This is a genomic window from Streptomyces viridiviolaceus (assembly GCF_014650995.1).
Taxonomy (GTDB): Bacteria; Actinomycetota; Actinomycetes; order Streptomycetales; family Streptomycetaceae; genus Streptomyces; species Streptomyces viridiviolaceus.
Window position 1 is genome coordinate 114,724 of the sequence record NZ_BMWA01000021.1, and the last position, 21,227, is coordinate 135,950.

20 protein-coding genes are annotated in these 21,227 nt (G+C 73.5%); 11 read left to right on the plus strand and 9 right to left on the minus strand.

All coding sequences use genetic code 11. The annotated features are described in order from the left end of the window. The first annotated feature begins 195 nt into the window (after positions 1-195). Positions 196-1,488 (plus strand): MFS transporter, encoded by a 1,293-nt coding sequence (locus IE260_RS28310; RefSeq protein WP_268254946.1) that lies wholly within the window; start codon positions 196-198, stop codon positions 1,486-1,488. A gap of 178 nt (positions 1,489-1,666) precedes the next feature. On the opposite strand, the gene IE260_RS28315 is transcribed toward IE260_RS28310, so the two are convergent. Next, the gene (locus tag IE260_RS28315; protein ID WP_189876848.1) at positions 1,667-2,194 is read right to left on the minus strand and encodes a hypothetical protein; all 528 of its coding nucleotides are present in this window, start codon (positions 2,192-2,194) and stop codon (positions 1,667-1,669) included. 312 nt (positions 2,195-2,506) lie between these two features. On the opposite strand from IE260_RS28315, the gene IE260_RS28320 reads away from it, so the two are divergent. Further along, complete coding sequence (locus IE260_RS28320; RefSeq protein ID WP_189876959.1) at positions 2,507-3,832, plus strand: SLC13 family permease; 1,326 nt, start codon at positions 2,507-2,509, stop codon at positions 3,830-3,832. Between the two features lie 166 nt (positions 3,833-3,998). On the opposite strand, the gene IE260_RS42020 is transcribed toward IE260_RS28320, so the two are convergent. The 3 genes from IE260_RS42020 to IE260_RS28330 all read right to left on the minus strand — a co-directional run bounded on the left by IE260_RS42020 (position 3,999) and on the right by IE260_RS28330 (position 5,162). Continuing rightward, complete coding sequence (locus IE260_RS42020; RefSeq protein ID WP_373303420.1) at positions 3,999-4,184, minus strand: hypothetical protein; 186 nt, start codon at positions 4,182-4,184, stop codon at positions 3,999-4,001. 21 nt (positions 4,185-4,205) lie between these two features. Beyond that, positions 4,206-4,763: a maleylpyruvate isomerase N-terminal domain-containing protein gene (locus IE260_RS28325; protein ID WP_229881385.1), complete on the minus strand. Its 558-nt coding sequence runs from the start codon at positions 4,761-4,763 to the stop codon at positions 4,206-4,208. 75 nt (positions 4,764-4,838) lie between these two features. Then, positions 4,839-5,162 carry a hypothetical protein gene (locus IE260_RS28330; protein WP_189876851.1) on the minus strand — a complete coding sequence of 108 codons (324 nt, stop codon included), beginning with the start codon at positions 5,160-5,162 and terminating at the stop codon, positions 4,839-4,841. A gap of 117 nt (positions 5,163-5,279) precedes the next feature. Between IE260_RS28330 and IE260_RS28335 the strand changes: the two genes are divergently transcribed. After that, positions 5,280-6,170, plus strand: a complete 891-nt coding sequence (locus IE260_RS28335) for a fructosamine kinase family protein (RefSeq protein ID WP_229881387.1) — start codon at positions 5,280-5,282, stop codon at positions 6,168-6,170. Between the two features lie 13 nt (positions 6,171-6,183). Here the strand turns inward: IE260_RS28335 and IE260_RS28340 are convergent, their stop codons facing one another. Together IE260_RS28340 and IE260_RS28345 are read right to left on the minus strand one after the other, a co-directional pair. After that, on the minus strand, positions 6,184-7,842 hold the full coding sequence (locus IE260_RS28340; RefSeq protein ID WP_189876853.1) for a catalase: 1,659 nt from the start codon (positions 7,840-7,842) through the stop codon (positions 6,184-6,186). 213 nt (positions 7,843-8,055) lie between these two features. Further along, positions 8,056-8,292, minus strand: a complete 237-nt coding sequence (locus tag IE260_RS28345; RefSeq protein WP_189876856.1) for a hypothetical protein — start codon at positions 8,290-8,292, stop codon at positions 8,056-8,058. Between the two features lie 154 nt (positions 8,293-8,446). Between IE260_RS28345 and IE260_RS28350 the strand changes: the two genes are divergently transcribed. From IE260_RS28350 to IE260_RS28365, 4 genes are all read left to right on the plus strand, one after another. Next, a complete protein-coding gene (locus IE260_RS28350; protein ID WP_189876859.1) occupies positions 8,447-9,112 on the plus strand; it encodes a TetR family transcriptional regulator in 666 nt (221 codons plus the stop codon). Positions 9,113-9,119: 7 nt separating this feature from the next. Continuing rightward, positions 9,120-9,908: an SDR family NAD(P)-dependent oxidoreductase gene (locus IE260_RS28355; RefSeq protein WP_189876862.1), complete on the plus strand. Its 789-nt coding sequence runs from the start codon at positions 9,120-9,122 to the stop codon at positions 9,906-9,908. 42 nt (positions 9,909-9,950) lie between these two features. Beyond that, positions 9,951-10,991 carry an NAD(P)-dependent alcohol dehydrogenase gene (locus tag IE260_RS28360; protein ID WP_189876865.1) on the plus strand — a complete coding sequence of 347 codons (1,041 nt, stop codon included), beginning with the start codon at positions 9,951-9,953 and terminating at the stop codon, positions 10,989-10,991. Between the two features lie 161 nt (positions 10,992-11,152). Continuing rightward, a complete protein-coding gene (locus tag IE260_RS28365; RefSeq protein ID WP_189876868.1) occupies positions 11,153-12,379 on the plus strand; it encodes a cytochrome P450 family protein in 1,227 nt (408 codons plus the stop codon). A gap of 126 nt (positions 12,380-12,505) precedes the next feature. On the opposite strand, the gene IE260_RS28370 is transcribed toward IE260_RS28365, so the two are convergent. Then, positions 12,506-14,041 (minus strand): helix-turn-helix domain-containing protein, encoded by a 1,536-nt coding sequence (locus IE260_RS28370; RefSeq protein WP_189876871.1) that lies wholly within the window; start codon positions 14,039-14,041, stop codon positions 12,506-12,508. Between the two features lie 159 nt (positions 14,042-14,200). On the opposite strand from IE260_RS28370, the gene IE260_RS28375 reads away from it, so the two are divergent. Both IE260_RS28375 and IE260_RS28380 read left to right on the plus strand, forming a co-directional pair. Beyond that, entirely contained in the window at positions 14,201-14,821 is a 621-nt protein-coding gene (locus IE260_RS28375) for an L-threonylcarbamoyladenylate synthase (protein WP_189876873.1), read from the plus strand. A gap of 142 nt (positions 14,822-14,963) precedes the next feature. Then, on the plus strand, positions 14,964-15,719 hold the full coding sequence (locus IE260_RS28380; protein WP_189876875.1) for a dienelactone hydrolase family protein: 756 nt from the start codon (positions 14,964-14,966) through the stop codon (positions 15,717-15,719). Between the two features lie 301 nt (positions 15,720-16,020). Here IE260_RS28380 and IE260_RS28385 read toward each other — a convergent pair whose 3' ends face one another. Both IE260_RS28385 and IE260_RS28390 read right to left on the minus strand, forming a co-directional pair. Continuing rightward, on the minus strand, positions 16,021-16,998 hold the full coding sequence (locus tag IE260_RS28385; protein WP_189876878.1) for a TauD/TfdA dioxygenase family protein: 978 nt from the start codon (positions 16,996-16,998) through the stop codon (positions 16,021-16,023). 102 nt (positions 16,999-17,100) lie between these two features. Beyond that, entirely contained in the window at positions 17,101-18,666 is a 1,566-nt protein-coding gene (locus IE260_RS28390; RefSeq protein WP_189876881.1) for a glycoside hydrolase family 32 protein, read from the minus strand. Between the two features lie 181 nt (positions 18,667-18,847). Here IE260_RS28390 and IE260_RS28395 point away from each other — a divergent pair, with 181 nt between their 5' ends. Both IE260_RS28395 and IE260_RS28400 read left to right on the plus strand, forming a co-directional pair. Beyond that, complete coding sequence (locus IE260_RS28395) at positions 18,848-20,257, plus strand: extracellular solute-binding protein (RefSeq protein WP_189876883.1); 1,410 nt, start codon at positions 18,848-18,850, stop codon at positions 20,255-20,257. After that, positions 20,254-21,219 carry a carbohydrate ABC transporter permease gene (locus IE260_RS28400; RefSeq protein ID WP_189876886.1) on the plus strand — a complete coding sequence of 322 codons (966 nt, stop codon included), beginning with the start codon at positions 20,254-20,256 and terminating at the stop codon, positions 21,217-21,219. The genes IE260_RS28395 and IE260_RS28400 overlap by 4 nt, the downstream gene beginning before the upstream one ends. Positions 21,220-21,227 lie beyond the last annotated feature (8 nt).

Here is a 21,227-nt window from a genome sequence, read left to right on the forward strand (position 1 = left end):
ACTCGGCGGTCCCGTCTGCCACGATGGTCCGCGCCGTACTCCGGCTCAGTGGAGTGGCCGCGCAGTGCAGCCGGCGTCCTCGCTCCCGTTCTCCCTCCCCTTGCGGGTCCCCGAGTCGTCTTCGAGCAGCGCACTGTGTCTTCTTCTCCCTCCGCCCCGCCGGCCCCTGCGCCGCCGTCCGATCCCGCACCGGCGATAGCCGCGTCGCACTCCCCCTGGCGGTCCCTGAGGTACCGCAGCATGCGGTGGTGGTCCGTCGCGAACTTCGTGTCGAACGCCGGTACGTGGATGCAGCTCACGGTGCAGAACCTGCTGGTCCTCCAGATCACCGGGTCCGCCGCCGCTACGGGCCTGTCCATGTCCGTGCAGGCCGCACCCGCACTGCTCATCAGCATGTTCGGCGGCGCCGCCGTCGACCGCTGGCCGCGGAAGCTGACGGCCGCCGTCAGCCAGGCCCTCCTCGGCGCGGTGGCCTTCACCACGGCCGTCCTGGTGGCACTGGACCGGCTCGACATGACGTCCCTGATGGTGCTGGCCGCGGTGACCGGCGTCATCGCCACCGTCGACGGTCCGGCGTGCTCCCTGCTGGGCAACGATCTCGTGCCGGCGGAGGACGTCCCGTCCGCCATCGGGGTGGGCGCCCTGGTGCACCAGGCGGGGCGTCTCACGGGCGCCGCGCTGGCCGGGGTGACGGTCGGCTTCCTCGGCACCGCCGCCGCCTACGCGGCGAACGGGGTCTCGTTCCTGTTCGTGGCCTCGGTGATCCCCTTCCTCCGTCCGGCGCGCGGCGCGGTCCGCGCGGTGGGCGCCGGGCGCGGCCGGCGTGCCAAGGGCGGCGACATGTCCGTCCGGGAGGGCCTGGCGTTCTTCGTCAGCCGGCCCCGGCTGCTCGCGCTGGCCGGTGTCACCGGCATCAGCGCGGTCTTCGGGCGCAACTACCAGCTCACCCTCGCCGTGCTCGTCACCGGGCCGCTCGCGGGCGGCGCCGGATCGTTCGGCACGGTGTCCACGGTGCTGGCGGCCGGCGGCATCGTCGGCGCGGTCGTGGGTGCCCGGCTGCGCCGGCCCTCGGTGCGGCTGGTGGGCTCGCTGGCGGCGGCGGGCGCGCTGCTGCAGGTGGTGGCCGGGCTCTCGCCGTCGATGGCCGTGCTCCTGCTGGTGGTGCTGCCGATGGCCGTGGTGGAGTCGGTCTCCGACACGGCGGGCACGGCGGTCCTCCAGACAGATCCGCCCGCCCACATGAGGGGCCGGGTGCTCGGCGTGTGGGGCAGCATCGGCACGGTGTGGAGCCTCGGCGGACCGCCGGCGCTGGGCCTGCTGATGGAGCTGGCCGGGGCGCGCGGCGCACTCGTCGCGGGCGGTCTGATCATCGCCGCCGCGATCGGCTCGGGCCATCTAGTGCGCGAACGCCGGACTGTGGCTGCCGTGCCGGTACGGAGCGCGCGGGGCGACGTGGCGGAGCAGGCGGCGCTGAGCACCGCGGCCTGAGCCCGGCGTCCCGGCCCGCACGGGCCCGCGGGCGGCGCGGAACCCGGCGGTCTCAAGCGACCAGTGCCGGTACGGAGCGCGCGGGGCGACGTGGCGGAGCAGGCGGCGCTGAGCACCGCGGCCTGAGCCCGGCGTCCCGGCCCGCACGGGCCCGCGGGCGGCGCCGAACCCGGCGGTCTCAGGCGACCAGTGCCGGTCCGCGTCCCAGCCGGTCGAGGAGCTGGGCACGGTGCAGTTCGGCGACCGGCGCGAGGAGGTCGGGGTGGCGCAGCAGAGCCGCCGCCCGCCGGTCGCGTTCGTCGGGTGCGAGCAGGCGGCGGAACTCGGGCGTCGTCGCCTCCGTGGGGCCGTCCGCGGTGAGGGCGGCCACGGCCGGGGCGGCGAGTTCCGGGTCGGTCAGCAGGCAGGCCGCCCAGCTCGCCACGACCTCGTCCACCCAGGTGCGCCAGGCGTGTCCGTCCGTGTCGGCGGCCGGGGTGCCGTCCGAGCCCGTGATCCAGTCGAGCCGGGCGGAACCGCCGGGGCCCGCCATGCCCATCAGCGCGGCGTCCATGGGCGTGGGGTAGCGCAGCAGGGCCGCGACCGTCACGGCCTGCCGCGCCTGTACCTCGCACAGGGCGGAGGCCAGCGCGCCGCCGGACGCCGGGTAGGCGCACGTCAGCCACTGGGCGGTCGCCGCGATGACGGGGGAGAGATCTGCTTGCACTGCCGGGCCGTCCGAACTGCTCGTCGTGGGGGCTGGGGATGGGCGGAAGGGGTCGAAGGACTGGGGATCTGCGGAAAACGGTAGCCCGCGGCCTCAGGCCCCGGACAGGGCCCGGGTCTCGCCGACGGCGTGGCCTCGGACACATCCGGAGCCGGGGAGCCGGCCGCCGGCCGGGACACACGCACCGGTCAGGCCGGCGTTACGGCCTCGGTGGGGCACGGAGCGCGGTCCGGGCCGCCGCCCCAGGGGTGCGATCCTGGAACCTTGCCGATCACCGGGTGCCGGCCCGGCCCGTCCGTTGGAGGAACTTCCCTGAGTACCGCCGTCTTCTCGCAGGCCGTCCCGGTCGTCCTGCTGCTGTGCGTGCTGGCCTTCGCCGTGCTCCGGCCCCGGGGCCTGCCGGAGGCCGTGGCCGCCGTACCCGCCGCCGCGCTGGCCGTGGTGCTGGGCGCGGTCACGCCGCACGAGGCGTGGCAGCAGATCCGCACGCTCCTGCCGGTGGTCGGCTTCCTCGCTCTGGTGCTCGTCCTGGCGCACCTGTGCGCACGGGAGGGGCTGTTCGAGGCCGCCGGCGCGGCCGTCGCCCGGCGCTGCGGCGGCACTCCGCGACGCCTGCTGGCCGGGGTGTTCGCCCTGGCCTGTACGGTCACGGCCGTGCTCAGCCTGGACGCCACCGTCGTGCTGCTCACCCCGGTGGTCCTCGCCACCGCGGCCCGCACCGGCGCCCGGGCCCGCCCGCACGTGTACGCCACGGCGCACCTGGCGAACTCCGCCTCCCTGCTGCTGCCGGTCTCCAACCTGACCAATCTGCTGGCGTTCACCGCCAGCGGCCTGACCTTCACCCGGTTCGCCACCCTGATGGTGCTGCCGTGGCTGGCGGCGATCGCCGTCGAGTACGCCGTGTTCCGCCGCTTCTTCCGCGCCGACCTGACCGCGCCCGCGCCCGCTCTCGTGCCCGCCGTTCCGGGTGCGGGCGGCGGCGGACCGGAGGCCGGTGATCCGGGCGAGGGAGCGGCCGCCTTCGGCGAGGCTCCGGCCGTGCCTCGTTTCACGGTCGTCGTGCTGTCCCTGACCCTGGCCGGGTTCGCCGTGGCCTCCTTCGCGGGGCTGGAGCCGGCGTGGGCGGCGCTCGGCGGGGTCCTGGTGCTCGGCGGGCGGGCGCTGGTGCGCGGTCGTGTCGCGCCCCGGGAGCTGGTGGGCGCCGCCTCCCCCCTCTTCTGCCTGTTCGTCCTGGCCCTCGGGGTGGTGGTGCAGGGCGTCGTCGCGGGCGGCCCGGCCTCGGAGCTCGGTCGCCTGCTGCCGGACGGGGACTCGCTGCCGGCGCTGCTCGGGGTGGCGGCGGTGGCCGCGGTGCTCGCCAACGTCATCAACAACCTGCCGGCCGTGCTGGCGCTACTGCCCCTGACCGCGGCCGCCGGTCCCGGCCCCGTCCTGGCGGTGCTGATCGGTGTGAACCTCGGCCCCAACCTGACGTACGTCGGCTCGCTCGCCACCCTGCTGTGGCGGCGCATCCTGCACGAGCGGGGCATCGAGGCGGACCTCGGCCGGTTCACCCGGCTCGGTCTGCTGACCGTACCGGCCACGCTCCTCGCGTCCACCACGGCCCTGTGGGCGACGCTGCACGCCGTCGGCGCGTGACGTCGTGCGCTCGGCGTCGCCCCCCGGGTAGGCCAGGCCCGCCGCCGGGCGTGCGCCGGACCTCGGCGGTCGGCATGCGCGCGCCGGGCGGCCTCCGCGTTCCACCGGGCCCGCGACGGGCCGGCGTGCCGCCGGGGGCAGCCGGACGCAGCCGTCGGCACGCCGGTCACTGGGTCGCGACGACCACGCAGCGCCGCAGCTCCCCGACCGCCTCCGAGGCGCCCTCGACCGTCACACCGGCGGCCCCGTCGGCGCCCTCGCGGTTCCACAGCCACCGCAGCACGGCCCGGGCGGGGCCGCTCACCGTCACGTCGGCCGTGCCCTCGCCGGCTCCGTCCGTCACCTCGAACAGCCCGGGGCCGGTCCGTGCCCGTCAGGCGGCCGCGTCGGTCCGCACCAGGAAGGTGGCGCCCGGCGCACCGGCCGGGACGCCGGTGAAGCAGTCACCCCACTCGGCGACGGAGCAGGCGACGAAGGCCTTCGGCAGTTCGTCGATCCCGTCCACGGCGAGGTCGTCAGGGACGGGGGCTACGGGCTGCCCGGCGGCGAGTTCCGCGTCGATGCGGTGGACGACCGTCTCCTGCGCCGTGCGCCCGATCCACAAGCCGACGGTCTGGTCGGGCCCGTACCAGGCGGCGGCCGGATCCCGGGGGCACGGACGGCGAACTCGGCGCGCAATGCCGTGTACGTTCCGGTCGAGCAGCGCTCGCGGCTCCTCCTCGGCGAACTCCTCCGGCGGCCAGGGCTCCGGCTCGACGCTCTCCCGAACGGCCGCCGTCTTGTGCGCGTACATTTCGCCGACGTGGCGGGTCAGATCGGCGACGGTCCAGCCGGGGCAGGTCGGCACCGGCGCGTCGAGGCCGGTGTCCACGACGGCCCGCAGCGGGTCGTGGTCGGCCGCCAGGCAGTCGTGCAGGCGGGTGAAGTCCATGCGGGAGAACCAAGCACAGGCTCGGGGACCGCTCACCCCGTTTCCGTCACGCCGCGGGTTCCCCGCCCCGCGCCCTCACCAGTGTCCGGCGGTGACGGGCGGCCTGCGTACGGCTTCGACGGCGTCGCGCAGGTGCAGGGCCACGCTGATCAGGGCGCGCAGGGCGGAGGGGCGCAGGTTCTGGGCGCTCTCGGCGGCCAGTACGAGCAGGCAGCCGGCGGCCTGTTCGACCACGGGGACGGAGAACGCGACGTCGTCGCCGTCGGCGCCGCGGAAGGCGCGCCAGGGAGTGGCGGCGCCGTCGATGGACCGTTGGACGGCGTGCTCGAGGTGTTGGGCGGCCTGTGCGCACACGGGGGCCGGCAGGGTGATGGTGCGGTGGAATGCTGAACTGGTCATAGTCCCACTGCTCCCCCGCGACCGGGGTGATTCCTCGGCGTGCGCGGCGATATTCACCGGGTCGGCGGGATGCCGGAGCCGGGGAGCCGCGGGCGGCCCGGCCCTAGGGTGGTCGCCGTGCATGCGACTTCCTCGACATCGGCCGGCGCGGACGGTGAGGGCCCGGCGGCCGCCGCGGCCCGGCTCACCGGGCGGGCGGCGACCGGTGAGCGCCGCCTGTCCGGGGCGCTCACCGAGGTGACCCTCGACGGCGGACTCACGGTGATGGTCAAGCGCGGCGACGGCGCCGGGGCGGTACGCGCCGAGGCCGCGGGGCTGCGCTGGCTGGCCGACGCCGGCGCGGTCCGGCTCCCGGCGGTGCACGGCGACGACGAGCGCTGGCTGGTCGTCGACCTGGTGGCACAGGGACCACCGAGCGCTCGGGCGGCCGTCCGGTTCGGCCGGGACCTGGCCGCACTGCACGGCGCCGGGGCGCCCGCGTTCGGTGCCCCGCCGCCCGGCGGTCCGAGGGACGCGTACATCGGGCGCGCCCCGATGCGCAACGCCACCGGGAGCGACTGGCCGCGCTGGTACGCCGAGCACCGGGTGCTGCCCTATCTGCGCCGCGCCGTCGACGCCGGTACCGTCCGGGCCGCCGAGGCGACGGACGTCGAGCGGGTCTGCGAGCGGCTGCCCGAGCTCGCGGGTCCCGCCGAACCGCCCGCGCGGCTGCACGGCGACCTGTGGAACGGCAACGTGCTGTGGGGTGCCGACGGGCAGGTGCGGCTCATCGACCCGGCCGCGCACGGCGGTCACCGGGAGACCGACCTGGCGATGCTGCGCCTCTTCGGCTGTCCCCACCTGGAGGCGGTCCTGGACGGCTACCGGCAGGTCGCGCCGCTCGCCGAGGGGTGGGCCGGCCGCGTCGGCGTGCACCAGCTCTTCCCGCTGCTGGTGCACGCCGTGCTGTTCGGCCGCGGCTACGCCGAGCAGGCCCTGGAGGCGGCCCGCAGGGCCCTGACCGGGTGACCGGTCGCCGGGGTCACCGGGTCACCACGTGCCGCTCGTCGGGGACGCAGTGGGTCATGGTCAGTCCCTCGACGTCGCGCGGCGGGTTCTTGCCGAGGTTGGCCAGCCGCTTGCGGTCCTCCTCGGTGAGGTCCTGGCTCGCCAGCGGCTCCAGGCCCGCCACGTCCTCGGGACTGATCCCGAGGCCCTCGCCGACCCGCAGGCCGAGGTCGTTCTCGACCATCAGGAAGTGCCACACCATGCGTTCCTGCACCGGCCGGTCGCACTGCGACAGGAGGTTGACGAAGTTCTTCACCAGGTCGTCGCGCTCCCACTCCTCCAGCAGCAGATAGCGCTGGCCGGCCTGCATGTAGTCGTTGGTCCGCGGGATGCGCCTGCGGGTGAGCCGGCCCCGGATCTCCGGTCCCTGCTCGTCGTGCGTGGGGTAGTGGGCCTCGCGCAGGCTGCCGTCGGTGATCGACGGTTCGTAGTTCACCGCCGGGTTGTCGCCGCCGTCGACGTGATAGGCCATCTGGCCGTCGCGCTGGTTGGTGTTGACCTCCGCGTGCTTGGCCTGGTTGACGGGCAGTTGGAGGTAGTTCGGGCCGACCCGGTAGCGCTGGGTGTCACTGTAGGAGAACGTCCGGCCGACCAGCATCTTGTCGTCGGAGAAGTCCAGGCCGTCGACGAGGACGCCGGTGCCGAAGGAGATCTGCTCGTTCTCGGCGAAGAAGTTCTCCGGCATCCGGGTCAGCACCATCCGGCCCACCGGCTTCGGCGGGAACTCCTGCTCGGGCCAGGTCTTGGTGTCGTCCAGAGGGTCGAAGTCCAGCTCCGGGTGGTCGTGGTCGTCCATCATCTGGACCAGCAGTTCCCACTCCGGGTGTTCGCCGCGCGCGATCGCCTCGTAGAGGTCCTTGGTCGCGTGGCCGAGGGAGTCGGCCTGGACGTTGGCCGCGTCCTCCTCGGTCATGCTGCGCACGCCCAGCTTGGGCATCCAGTGGTACTTGACCAGGACGGTCTTCCCCTCGGCGTTCACCCACTTGTAGGTGTTGACCCCGAAGCCCTGCATGTGGCGGTAGTCCGCCGGGATGCCGCGCGGGCTGAACAGGTTGACCAGCATGTGCATCGCCTCAGGCGTCTGCGACATGAAGTCGAAGATGCGGCGGGGCTGCTGCTCGAAGGTCACCGGGTCGGGCTTGAGCGCGTGGATCACGTCCGGGAACTTGATCGCGTCGCGGATGAAGAAGACGCCCAGGTTGTTGCCGACGAGGTCCCAGTTGCCGTCCTCGGTGTAGAACTTCACCGCGAAGCCGCGGGGGTCGCGGGCGGCCTCGGAGGAGTCGCGTCCGCCGATGACGGTGGAGAACCTGACGGCCAGATCGGTGCGCTTGCCCTCGTCCTGGAACAGCTTGGCCCGGGTGTAACGCTCGATCGGCTCGTCGCCCCACTTGCCGTACGCCACGAAGCAGCCGTACGCCGTCACGCCGCGGGCGTGCACGACCCGCTCGGGGATGCGTTCCCGGTCGAAGTGGCTGATCTTCTCCAGGAACTGGTAGTTCTCCAGCGTGGCCGGTCCGCGGGCGCCGACGGTGCGCTGGTTCTGGTTGTCGTAGACGGGGTGCCCCTGCCGGTTGGTGAGCACCTTCCGCTCGTCACCCGGAGCAGGGCCCTGGCTCGATACGTCCGTCATGGTGGTGGGCTCCTTCGACTCGTTGCTGCCCTCGGGCAAGGCCCTGAACTGCGAGGCGGCCGTCGGCCGCGCGCGTCGCCCAGCCCGGTACCCGTGCGACACGTGTCCGACACATACCGGTTTGCCCCCGATTCGAAACGGCTCCGTGCGCCCGGCGCGGCAAGGCCCGGACACCCGTGCCGTCCGGGCGTCCGGGCCTCGCGCGAACCGTCGTCAGCCGCCGTTCAGCCGTGCGCGCAGGAGCGCCTTGCCCAGTTCGGCGCCCTTGCGGCTGTCCGCCTGAGCCTTGCGGAAGAGCTCTGCCACCTCGGTGTCCTTGTCGCGCTCCGCGTCCTGGATGTACGTCTCCAGGCGCAGCGCGTTGTTCAGGCACGACTCGACGTACCAGATCAGGTTGTAGTCCTTGTCCTGCGTACCGGTCACACCGCCGGTCTCCGTTCCGCTGGCCATGCGGACCTCCTCCTCATCGTGTTTGCCGTTGCTCGGCGCCGGCCGAGTACCCGCCGTCCGGGAGGGCACACCGCGTCCCCCAGGGACCGCTCGCTCCTCATGTCCCAATGGGCCACATGTCCCACTGGGACATTCCAGGTGTACGCTCTGCGTCATGAAGGCAGCGAAGCCCCCCGCCGTCCCCGAGGACCGGCGGCAGCGCAAGGCACGGCGGACCCGCGACGCACTGGCCACCGCCGCCTGCGACCTGATCCTGGAGCGCGGGCCGGCGGCGACCACGGTGGAGGCCATCGCCGAGCGCGCGGACGTCACGCGCCGCACGTTCAGCAGGTACTTCGCCGGCAAGGAGGACGCCGCCCTCGACTTCGTCCGCCGCGACGGCGACCGCATCAACGCGCTGCTGCGCTCCCGCCCCGCCGACGAGCCGCCCCTGCTCGCCTACCGCAGGGCCGTGCGGGACTGGCTGGCCGACCGGGAGGACCCGGCCTGGCACGTGCGTCCCCGGATGCGCCGGCTGCTGGCGCTGGCCGACAGCGAGCCCGACCTGTTCGCCGCCTACCAGCGCATCCGGGTCGACGCGCAGGAGGAGTCGATCCGCATCGTCGCCGAGCGGCTGGGCACCGACGACACACGGGACGTGCGCCCGGCCGCCGTCGTCGACGCCGCCGCGGGAGTCCTCGTCGCCGCGCTGCGCGTCTGGGCGCGGGCGGGCGGGACGGACCCGGGAGCCGCGGACCTCGCGGCCCTCGTGGAGCGGGCCTACGACGCCCTGACCTCGGAGGCCGCAGCCGCGACCCCCGACAGCACCACCGAAGAGTGAGAACAGCATGAGCACGACCGGCACCACCCCCCTGCCCGACTACGCCACCGAGTTCTCCGGCCGGAGCGCCCTGGTCACCGGCGCCGCCTCCGGCATCGGCCTGGCCACCGCCCGCCGTCTGGGCGCCGGCGGCGCGAGCGTCGTCGTCGCCGACCACAACGCCGAGGGTGCCGAGAAGGCCGCCGCCGAGCTGACGGCCGAGGGCATCCGGGCAGCCGCCGTCGAGGTGGACGTGACCCGGCCGGAGTCCGTCGAGGCCGCCGTGACGTTCGCCGTCGACACCTTCGGCGGCCTGGACCTCGCCGTGAACAACGCCGGCATCGGCGGCCCGAGCGCCCCGACCGGCGAGTACGACGTCGACGCCTACCAGCGCGTCGTGCGCACCAACCTCGACGGCGTCTTCTACTCGATGCGCTACGAACTGCCCGCCATCGAGGCCGCCGGCCGGGGCGGCGCCATCGTCAACGTCGCCTCCATCCTGGGCTCGGTCGCCTTCGCCGGCTCCCCCGCGTACGTCGCCGCCAAGCACGGCGTGGTCGGGCTGACCAAGTCCGCCGCCGCCGAGTACGCCGCCAAGGGCATCCGCGTCAACGCCGTCGGCCCCGGCTTCATCGACACCCCGCTGCTGAAGACCATGGACGAGGCGGCCTACAACGGCCTGGTCGCCCTGCACCCGGCCGGGCGCCTCGGACGTTCCGGGGAGGTCGCCGAGCTCATCGCCTTCCTGCTGTCGGACCGGGCCTCCTTCGTCCACGGCAGCTACCACCTGGTCGACGGCGCCTACACCGCCGTCTGAGTCCGAGCCACGCATCGGGGGAGAGAACGAAGGAGTAGGAGCATGAAGGCACTGCAGTACCGGACCATCGGGGCCCCGCCCGAGGTGGTCACGGTCCCGGACCCCGAACCCGGTCCCGGGCAGGTGCTGTTGAAGGTCACCGCCGCCGGGGTGTGCCACTCCGACATCGCGGTGATGAGCTGGCCCGCCGAGGGCTTCCCGTACGAGCTTCCGCTCACTCTCGGCCACGAGGGCGTCGGCACGGTGGCCGCGCTCGGCGCCGGTGTGACCGGGGTGAGCGAGGGCGACGCGGTCGCCGTGTACGGGCCCTGGGGCTGCGGCACCTGCGCCAAGTGCGCGGAGGGCAAGGAGAACTACTGCCTGCGCGCCGACGAGCTGGGCATCCGTCCGCCGGGTCTGGGCCGGCCCGGGTCGATGGCCGAGTACCTGCTCGTCGACGACCCGCGGCACCTGGTCCCGCTGGACGGCCTCGACCCGGTCGCCGCGGTGCCGCTGACGGACGCCGGACTGACGCCCTACCACGCGATCAAGCGGTCGCTGCCCAAGCTCGTGCCCGGGTCGACCGCGGTGGTCATCGGCACCGGCGGTCTCGGCCACGTCGCCATCCAGCTGCTGCGCGCCCTGTCGTCCGCCCGGGTCGTCGCGCTCGACGTCAGCGAGGACAAGCTGCGCCTCGCCCGTGAGGTCGGCGCGCACGAGACGGTGCTGTCGGACGCGAAGGCGGCGGACGCGGTGCGCGAACTCACCGGCGGTCTCGGCGCGGAGGCGGTGTTCGACTTCGTCGGCGCTGCGCCGACCGTGCGGATCGCGGGCGCCGTGGCGGCCGTGGAGGGCGACGTCTCGCTCGTCGGCATCGGCGGCGGGGCCCTGCCCGTCGGGTTCGGTCTGCTGCCCTTCGAGGTGTCGGTCAGCGCGCCGTACTGGGGCAGCCGCAGCGAGCTGACGGAGGTGCTGGCGCTGGCCCGCTCGGGTGCCGTGTCGGTGCACACCGAGACGTACTCCCTGGACGACGCCCCGCTCGCCTACGAGCGGCTCCACGAGGGGAAGGTCAACGGGCGTGCGGTGATCCTGCCGGGCGCCTGACAGCCACCGCTCCACCGGGCCGTCCGGGGTCGGCGAGTGCATCAACTCACCGTCCCCGTAGGGCCTTTGCGAAATGGCCGGTTCGAGAAGGATCATGCGGCGAACGGCCCCGGAAGCAAGTACAGTCCCCTGGACCGACCGCTGCCCGGAGGAGATACGTCGTGCCCGTGACCGACCGCATCCCCCTCGACCCGTTCGGCACCGACATCCCCGGCGAGAGCGCCCGGCTGCGCGCCCGGGGTCCGATGGTCCCCGTGGAGCTGCCCGGTGGCATACCGGCGTGGGCGCCCACCGGCTACGACGTCCTCAAGGAGCTGATCCTCGATCCTCGGGTCAGCAAGGACCCGCGGCGGCACTGGCGGCTGTGGCCCGAGATCGGCGAACACCCTTCGTGGGTTTGGGTCCTGGGCTGGGTCGGCGTGGTCAACATGCTGTCCGCCTACGGCCCCGACCACACGCGGCTGCGCAAGCTGGTCGCGCCGGGCTTCACCCACCGGCGCACCGAGGCGATGCGGCCCCGGGTGGAGGCGATCACCGCGGAACTGCTCGACGCGCTCGACGCGGCCGACGCCGACGTGGTGGATCTGCGGGCGCGGCTCGCCCATCCGCTGCCGATGCGCATGATCTGCGAACTGTTCGGCGTGCCGGAGGAGCTTCGGGAGGACACCGGGCGGCTCGTCGCAGCCATCATGGACACCTCCGACCCCGGTCCGGAGCACGCCGCGTCCGTGCAGCGGCAGATCGGCACGGTGCTGCCGGCGCTGATCGCCCACAAGAGCGCGCATCCCGGCGACGACCTGACCACCGAGCTGATCCGGGTCCGCGACGAGGACGGCGACCGGCTCTCCGACGAGGAACTGCTCCACACGCTGCTGCTGGTCATCGGGGCCGGTTTCGAGACCACCGTGAACCTCGTCGGCAACGCGGTCGTCGCCCTGCTGACGCACCCCGGTCAGCTGGCGGCGGTACGCTCCGGGCGGATCGGCTGGGACGCCGTCGTCGACGAGACGCTGCGGGTGCACCCGTCGATCACGTCCCTGCCGCTCCGGTTCGCCGTCACGGACCTGACGATCGGCGGTGTCACCGTCCCGGCCGGCGACGCCATCGTGACCACGTACGCCGCCGCCGGACTCGACCCCGCCCACTACGGGCCGGACGCCGGCGCCTTCGACGCCGCGCGCGGGACCGACGACCACCTGGCCTTCGGCATCGGGGTGCACCGGTGCATCGGCGCGCCGCTGGCCCGGGCCGAGGCGCTGACGGCGCTGCCCGCCCTGTTCGAGAGGTTTCCCGGGCTGCGGCTGGCCGTGGACGCCGACGAGCTGCGGCAGGTGCCGTCCTTCATCGCCTTCGGCTGGCAGGAGATCCCGGTGCGGCTGCGCGGCTGAGCCGCGACGACCGCAGGGGGCGCGACCGGTCCCCCGTTCCGGTCGTGCCCCCGCGGCCCGTCGAACCTACGCGGGCGGCTCGGCCCTTGTGAATCGTGTCGATGCCCTCCGGCGGGGCGTCAGGACTCACCCCTGCACAGGTGAGTCCGGATGGCCCGGGTTCGTCCCGTGCAGACGGGGCAGATCGAGGTCGCCCACGGCCAGATGGGCCAGCACGACCTCGTACAGGTCGCCGCCCGCGGCGAGCAACTGGCGTTCGAGGACGGGTTCCGCGCTGCGGACGTGGTAGCGCACGGTCTGTGCGTGGATGCCCAGCCTCTGCGCGGCCCGTTCGGCGTTGCCGCCGACCGCGATCCAGGTGCGCAGGGTGCGCCTCAGGTCGCGGGTGTCCGTCTCCAGCCGGCCGAGCAGATCACCGGCCCAGGTGCGCAGCGCGGGCCCGGCCAGCAGGTCGGCGAGGCGCGTGTGGCCCGGCCGTCCCGTGCCGGTGTCGGCGGGCTGCTGCGGCAGGCCGGCCTCGGCGTTCAGGGCGAGGTGGACCGCGGCGCGGGCGGTCAGGCCGGCGAAGTCGGTGCGCAGCAGGCCCTCGACGCGGTCCATGCGGGCGCGCACGGTGTTGCGGCTCACGCCGAGGATCTTCGCCGTGTTGACGGCGGTGAACTCCAGCCCCAGCCGCGTGGTGGCGATCAGTTCGGCGCGGGTGTGGTGGGGCAGGGTGTCAAGCGGGCGCAGCACCCCGACCGTCCAGCGGTGGAGCGCCGCCGGGTCCATCAGACGCTCGGGACGCGTCCGTTCGGCGTACACGGCCGCCTTCTGGGGACGGAAGCGGGCGACGGCCAGGGCGCTCACCGCCTGCCCGTACGCGAGGGCGGTGCGGGCGAGGCCCTGCCGGGCGCTGCCGCCGAGGAAGGTGCCGGGCAGCCGGCCCACCAGCGACCGCAGCGCCTCGCCCGCGGCCCCGCGCGGACTGAGGACGATCACGTGTCCGTCCATGGCCGGACAGCGCACGACGAGCGCGCGTTCGCCGGTCGCCGCCAGGCACTCCTCGGCCACCCGGTCGCGTTCCTCGGGGCTGCTCTCCACCACGTAGACGCACGCGGTGTCGGTGTCGAGCAGTCCCGGCCAGAGTCCCGCGGCCACACGGCGGGCGGAGACGGTGTCCTCCACCATCAGCAGTTGCAGGATGGCCAGCCGCAGATCGGCGGTCGCCCGCCGCAGCCGGTGACCGGCCGCGGTCGACTCGTGTCCGGCCAGCAGCAGTTCCACGACCTGGGCGGTGTGGGTGACGATGTCGGCGGCCCGCCGGTCGAAGGGTTCCTCGCGGGACACGGCGAGGACGGCGGCCGGCGCCGGATGGACCCGTTCCACCCGGACCAGGCGCAGATGCCGCCCGCGGCCCTCGCACGCGGCTGAGGCGATCCGGCCGGCGGTGATGTCCGCGACCAGGTTCTCGTCCAGCGGGGTGCGGGTGCCCGCCAGGAGCCGGCCGGTGCTGCCGTCCTGCAGCGACACGGCGGCGTGCACGGCGTCGGCGAGCCAGGACAGGACCCTGTGTACGTCGCGGCCGGCCGGCCGCAGGTGATCGAGCAGTTCCTCGGCCCACCGCGCGTCACCGCCGGCCCCCGCCCGGTGCTGCCGTATCGCGTCCTCTCGGCCCGCCACGTCGGCCTTCTCCTCGTCCTCGCCCAGTCCCGGCCCAGGCCGGGGACGTTACCTCATGGGCCGCCGGGACGCTGGTCCGCCGTGGGCGGCGGCCGGGCGGATACGCCGTCCGCCCCGGCCCGCGCGGCCGGTTGCGCGCCGGCGGCATAAGCTCGGCGAATGGCGAAGTACTTCGACGTGCACCCCGACAACCCCCAGCCGCGCAGCATCGCCCAGGTCGCCGAGAGCGTCCGCTCGGGCGCGCTCATCGCGTACCCGACGGACTCCTGTTACGCACTGGGCTGCCGGCTGGGCAGCCGCGACGGTGTCGACCGCATCCGGTCGATCCGCCACCTGGACGACCGGCACCACTTCACGCTGGTCTGCCAGGACTTCGCGCAGCTCGGGCAGTTCGTACGGATCGACAACGACGTGTTCCGGGCGCTCAAGGCGTCCACGCCCGGCAGTTACACCTTCATCCTGCCCGCGACGCGGGAGGTGCCGCGCATGCTCCAGCACCCGAAGAAGAAGACCGTCGGCGTGCGCATCCCCGACCACGTCGTCGCCCAGGCCCTGCTCGCCCAACTCGGTGAGCCGCTGCTGTCGAGCACGCTGCTGCTGCCCGGCGAGGACGAGCCCATGACCCAGGGCTGGGAGATCAAGGACCGTCTCGACCACGTGCTGGACGCGGTGGTCGACTCCGGGGACTGCGGCACGGAACCGACGACGGTCGTCGACTTCTCCGGCGGGGAGCCGGAGATCGTCCGGCGCGGCGCGGGCGACACGACACGGTTCGAATGAGGGACGTCCCCGCGCAGGTCGGAGCGGGCCCCGCCGGTAGGGCCGGGCGCCTCGCCCCGGTACCGGCGTGCCACGATGAGCATGATCCGCCGGTTCGGCCGGCGGGTCGTCCACCGACAGCCGACCGGGAGGCAGCCCCACGATGACCGCCCTGCAGGGAATCGCCGTCGACATCCCCACCGCCGACGGCACAGCCGACGCCTACCTGGCGCACCCCGGTGACGGGCAGCCGCATCCCGCGGTCCTGCTCTACATGGACGCCTTCGGCCCGCGTCCGCAGCTTCGGGCCATGGCCGACCGGCTCGCCGGCGCCGGATACACCGTTCTGGTGCCCAACGTCTTCTACCGGCACGGGCGGGCGCCGGTCGTGGAGTTGCCGGAGTTCATCGACCCGGGGGCGCGCCCGGAGATCTTCGAGCGCCTCGGCCCGATCATGCGGTCGCTGACGACGGACCTGGCGATGCGGGACGCGGAAGCCTACCTGCGGTGGCTGGCGGACTGCCCGGCGGCCGCAGACGGCCCGGTCGCGCTCACCGGCTACTGCATGGGGGCCCGGCTGGCACTGTTCACCGCCGGCACGTACCCCGACCGAGTGGCGGCGGCGGCCGGTTTCCACGGCGGGCGACTGGCGACCGACGATCCCGACAGCCCGCACCTGCTGGCCGACCGTGTGAGCGCCGAACTGTACTTCGCTCACGCCGACCAGGACGCGTCGATGCCCCCGGAGCAGCAGCAGCGCCTCGAGGCGGCCCTGACGGCGGCGGGCGTCCGCCACCGCTGCGAGGTCTACCCCGGCGCGCACCACGGCTTCACGCAGGCCGACACCGCCGCGTACGACCGGGACGCGAGCGAACGGCACTGGGCGGCGCTTCTGGACCTGCTGAAGCGGACCTTCTGAGACGGACCCTGTGAAGCGGGCCTGCTGCATCGGACGCCGGCACGCGGACCGCGAGGGGGCGTTCCGAGCGGCCGCGGTGAACCTCGCGTCGCAGCGGTGCCGCGTCCCCGCGACGGCCGGACCGACGCGCCGGCCCGCCTCCCCGGCGCGGCTCTCCTGCGCGCGCAGGTCGGCCGTGCCCGGCGCGCACCATCCACCCGCCCGCCACACGGACGGGCGTGGTCTCGGACGTCGCCCGCCTTCGCGGCGTACGGCTGCGGGCCGGTCGAGGACCCGGTGGCGGTCCCGCTCGTCCGACGGGTCACCAGCGTCCCGGTTCGCTGCCGGTGATCGGCTGCGACGGTGTGCCGTCGACCCCGGCCGGCACCTCGCCGGCGAGCATCACCCGGTGCATGATCCGGGGGTGGTCGAGGTGTGCGGTGTCGCTCGGGGCCAGGTGGATGGTGGCCCTGTTGTCCCAGAAGGCCACGCTGCCCGGCTCCCAGCGGAAGCGGACCGTGTACTCGGGCCGGGTCGCCTGCTCCAGCAGCATGTCCAGGACGGCCCGGCTCTCGGGGCGGGAGAGGCCGGCGATCTGCTCGACGTAGTAGCCGTTGACGAACAGCACCCGCTCCCCCGTCTCCGGGTGGACGCGGACCAGCGGGTGGACCGTGGCGATCTGATGGTCCAGCAGGTGCCGGACGTAGGCGTCGTCACCCGGCCGGGGCTGGTAGCCGACGCCCAGGCGGTGCTCGGCGCGCAGTCCGTCGACGAACGCGCGTACCGGGGCGGACAGCCCGGCGTAGGCGGCGGCCAGGTTGGACCAGGTGGTGTCACCGCCGTAGGGCGGGACGTTCTCGGCGCGCAGGATCGTGGCGGCCGGCGGGTCGACGCGGGCGCCGTGGTCGCAGTGCCAGCCGCGCAGCAGTGTGTGCCGGCGGCGGCGCAGCCACTCGTCGTGCTCCATCCCGAACCGCCCGCCCAGCTCCAGCCGGTCGGCGGTCGTCTCGATCTCCGGGACGTCCCGCGGCGACGCCTTTCCGCGCCGCCGCAGGACGACCGGCTCGCCGAACCGGCGCGCGAAGGCGACGTGTCCGGCATGGTCCAGCCGCTGATCGCGGAAGAAGACCACCTTCCAGCGCAGCACCGCCGCCCTGATCGCGGCGACCTGTGCGTCGTCGAGGTCACCGGCCAGGTCGACGCCGCGGATCTCGGCGCCGATGTGTCCGGCCGCCGGCCGCACCTCGATCCCCGCGGTCTGCTGCTGCGTACGCTCCGCCCGGGCCCTGTCCGTCGTCATGTGCGCTCCGTCGGTCGCTCGTGTCGCTCGTGTCGGCTCCATCGGAGATCGTGACAGCGTTCGCCGGGCGTGGCGACAGGGCCTCGGCACGGCGGGCGGGCGTCAGAGGGTGAACTCCCGGACGACGGTGTTGCGGAACACCGCCCGGCCGCCCACCGTGAACAGCGCGAGGCCGGTGTCGATGAGGTACGGGAAGACCTCCGTCGAGTGCGTGTACCGGCCGTCGTCGACGAACATCTCGACGGACGTGCGGTCGACCAGGATGCGCAGCCGCACCGTGCGGGCGGACGGGTCGAACGGGCTGTGGCTCTCCTGCCACTTCCCGCTGGTGTCGGGGTTCGCCGCGCCCCGGCGGTTGACGAAGGCGTAGTCGGCGTAGACACCGGCGTCGATGTGCCGGCTGCCGTCGCCGGAGCGGCGCAGCTGGACGCCCGCGCCGGTCAGCTGGTCCCAGGTGATCTCGCAGGACAGCTCGTAGGCGGTGCCCTTGTAGTCCAGCACCCGTGTTCCGTCGACCGTGAGGTCGCCGAGGCGGACGGTGCGCGAGACGTGGTCGTCGAGGGTGGTCACGGGCTGCGAGGCGAGGTAGTACGTGCCGGACGTGGTCCGCTTCAGGCGGATCTCGCGGACGATGGAGTCGGTGCCGTTGAAGCCGTCCGAGTCGATGGTGGGCGTGACGTTGGCGTAGTCCCAGTTGTTCAGCCAGCCCATCGCGTGACGGACGCCCGGGTCGACGGTGCCGTCGGCCCGGTGCCGGTCGAAGGTGACGGCGCCGTACCAGTCGAAGCCGTGGTCGAGCCACTGGGGTTCGGTGGCGTCGGGGGTGAAGGCGCCGCCGTCGAAGGTGCCCGTCCAGTAGGCGTAGGTGTTCGGCAGCCCGGCGGCCTTGCCGTTGGCGCTCACCCCGAGCACCCACTTCGACGTGCCGTCCGCCGCGGTGATGCGGAACAGGTCGGGGCACTCCAGCACGCCGAGACCCTCCCGGGTGAAGCCGCCGGCGTACGTCCAGCGCTTGAGGTCGGTGGAGTGGTAGAAGCCCACCTTGGTGCCCTCGGCGAGCGCCATCGCCCACCTTCCGCGTTCCTCGTCGCGGATCACCTTGGGATCGCGGAAGTCGCGCACGCCGGGGTTGGGCAGGACCGGGTCGGTGCCGTGGTGGGTGAAGGTCCGGCCGCCGTCGGTGGAGTAGTACAGGTACTGCGCCTGGGAGGTGGGGCCGTCGTCGGGGGACATGGTGGCGAGCACGACGACCGCGCCCTTGCCGAAGCCCGCCGATCCCTCGGTGTCCACCACCGCCGACCCCGACCACACGTCGCCGTTGGGGGTCGTGTCCTTGGGCACGGCGATGCCGCGGTCCGTGAAGGACACCAGGTCGGTGCTGGAGGCCAGGCGCCAGGCGGTGCCAGCCATGGTGCCGCCCGCGAAGTAGTCGGGGTTGTAGAGGTAGAAGTAGCGGTACTCGCCGTCGATCCAGACCGGGCGCTGGGGGTCGTTCTTCCACTGGTCGGGGACGGTGAAGTGGTAGGCGGCGCGGTAGCGGGCGCACGCGGTGTCCGGGTTCGGGCGGGGCCGTCCGGGCGCCGCGGCGGCCGGCCCGGCGGGCAGCACCGCGGCCGCGGCACCGACGGCCGACCCGGCAAACAGGGCTCTTCTGGACATTCCACGCATCACACATCGTTCCTCTCGTCGACAGGGGTTCGAGAGCGGCTCGGAACGGCGGCTCATGTGGAACCAGGACTGTAGACCTAACTCGTTAAAGGTCAAGCCGTTCCGACCCCTTGACACACCGTCGCCGGGTTCACATCATCTGGGGCATCAGCCCAGAACTAACACGAGTTAGGCCCGTCCGATGACCGACTCGCACCTCACCCGCCGGACGCTGTTGCGCTACGGCGCCTACGGCGCGGGGGCCGCCGCCCTGGCCGGCACCGCCGCGAGCTGGGACCGGCTCACCGGAGCCGACGTCCCCGGCCGCGACGACGGCTCCCTCGTCGTCGCCACCCTCGGCTCCGCCTTCGACCCGGCCGCCGTGCGCGCCCTGCGCGAGGGCTTCCGTGAACTCCACCCCGACATCCCGCTCAGGGTGAACGCCGTACAGGCCGTCGACTGGTCGGACTTCTTCGCGAAGATCCTCACCCAGATCGCCGCGGGCACCGCACCCGACCTGGTCTACGTCGCCACGGAGGGCGTGCAGCTCTTCGCGCGGCGCCTCGGGGTGCCGCTGGACCGCTGGGTGCGGCGGGACGCGGACGAACTGCGCGAGTACTTCGCCGACGTCCACCCCTCGCTGGTGGAGTCGATGATGTACGAGGGGAGCCTCCACCAGCTGCCGGTGGAGTTCAACGCCGCCGACATGTACCTCAACCGGCAGGTCCTGCGCCGGGCGGGCGCCGACGTCCCGCCGCCGGACTGGACCCGGGACGACTTCACCGCGCTGCTGCGCCGGATGAAGCGGTCCAGTGACGCGCACTTCACCCCGTACTTCTGGACCAACCGGCTGTGGGGCGGTGTGATGCCCTGGCTGTTCGCGAACGACACCAACCTGCTCGCCGAGTCGAAGGCACCCGGCGGTTCCTGGCTGTGGGACACCTTCTACCCGGCCGATCAGCGGCGCGGGCGCGGCGGCGGCTTCCGCTGGACCACCCCGCAGGCCACCGACGACCGGGTGGCGGAGGCGTACGAGTATCTGGCCTCCCTCGTCCGCGAGGACCTGTGCACCCGTCCCGAGGGCGGCAACGGCAGCAACCTCGTCGGCGTGTTCTCCACCGGCCGGGTCGGGGTCACTCCCGCGGGCGGCTTCTGGGCGGGCGGCCTGCACCTGGCGGGCATGGACCCGGACGGCTACGACGTGCAGTACTTCCCGCGCCGGCTCACCCAGCGCCACCAGTTCGGGGCGGCCGGCTACGCGATGCTGCGCACCTCGAAGATGCAGGACGCGGCGTGGGAGTTCATCAAGTACGCCGCCCGCAGGGACACGCTGACCCGCCTGTTCCGGAGCAACCAGACCACCCCGGCCCGCCGTTCGATGCTGACGGAGGCCCGCTACCGGGACACCGGCCCGGCAGGGTGGCGGGTCTTCTACGACACCCTCGACCGGTTCCCCGACACGGGACCGATCCCGGCGCCCCCGCAGGTGGCCGAGGTCGAGCAGGTGCTGCTCAAGCACACCGGCGCCGCCCTGTCCTCGCCGCGCGCGGTGCGCCCCGCGCTGCGCCGGATGCAGGGCGACCTGGAGCAGGCCATGGAGCGTGAGATATGACGGACACCCAGTCCCCTGACACCCGGGTCCCGGCCCGACGGCCCCGGCCCGCCGCCCCGCCCGCCGCCGTGCCGCCTCCCTCGGCCCGGTCCCGCGGCACCCGCCTGCTCGCCACGCTCTTCCTCGCGCCGACGATCGTCGGCATCGTCGTCTTCACGGTCGTGCCGATCGTCGGCTCGGTGGTGCTCAGCCTCTACCACTGGGACGTGATCGACTCGCCTTCCTTCGCCGGGGGCGCCAACTACGGCGAGGTGTTCGGCGACGAGACCGTGCTGGTCTCCTTCCGCAACACGCTGGTGTTCATGGTGTTCGCGGTCGCCCTGCAACTGCTGATCGCGCTGACGCTGGCGCTGGCCGTGAACGGCCGGATGCCGGTGTGGCTGCGGTCGGTGTTCCGCTCGGCCTTCTTCTTCCCGCTGGTGCTGTCCGCCGCGTCCATCTCGGTGGTGATGAAGTACCTCTTCAACCAGGACTTCGGGGTGGTCAACTGGCTGCTCGGCCTGGTCGGGATCGCCCCGGTGCCCTGGCTGACGTCGGAGAACGCGGCGATGGCGACGGTCGTCCTCGTCTACGTCTGGCAGCAGTTCGGCTTCTCGTTCCTGCTGTTCGTCGGCGGCCTGAACAACATCCCCAAGGAGATCCACGAGGCCGCCTCCCTGGACGGCGCCACCGGTCTGCGCAAGCACCTGTCGGTCACGCTGCCGCTGCTGTCGCCCACCCTGCTCGTCGCGTCGGTGGTCGGCATCATCAACGCGCTGCAGGTCTTCGAACAGCCCTACGTCCTCACCAACGGCGGCCCCGGCGACTCCACCCGCACCGTCGTGATGGTCATCTACGAGACCGCCTTCGAACAGCTCCGCTTCGGCGAGGCGTCCGCCGTGGGCGTGCTGCTGTTCGTGCTGATCATGGCGGTCACCGCCCTCCAGTTCCGGCTCAGCCGGCGTTTCGTCCACTACCAGTGAGCCGGGTG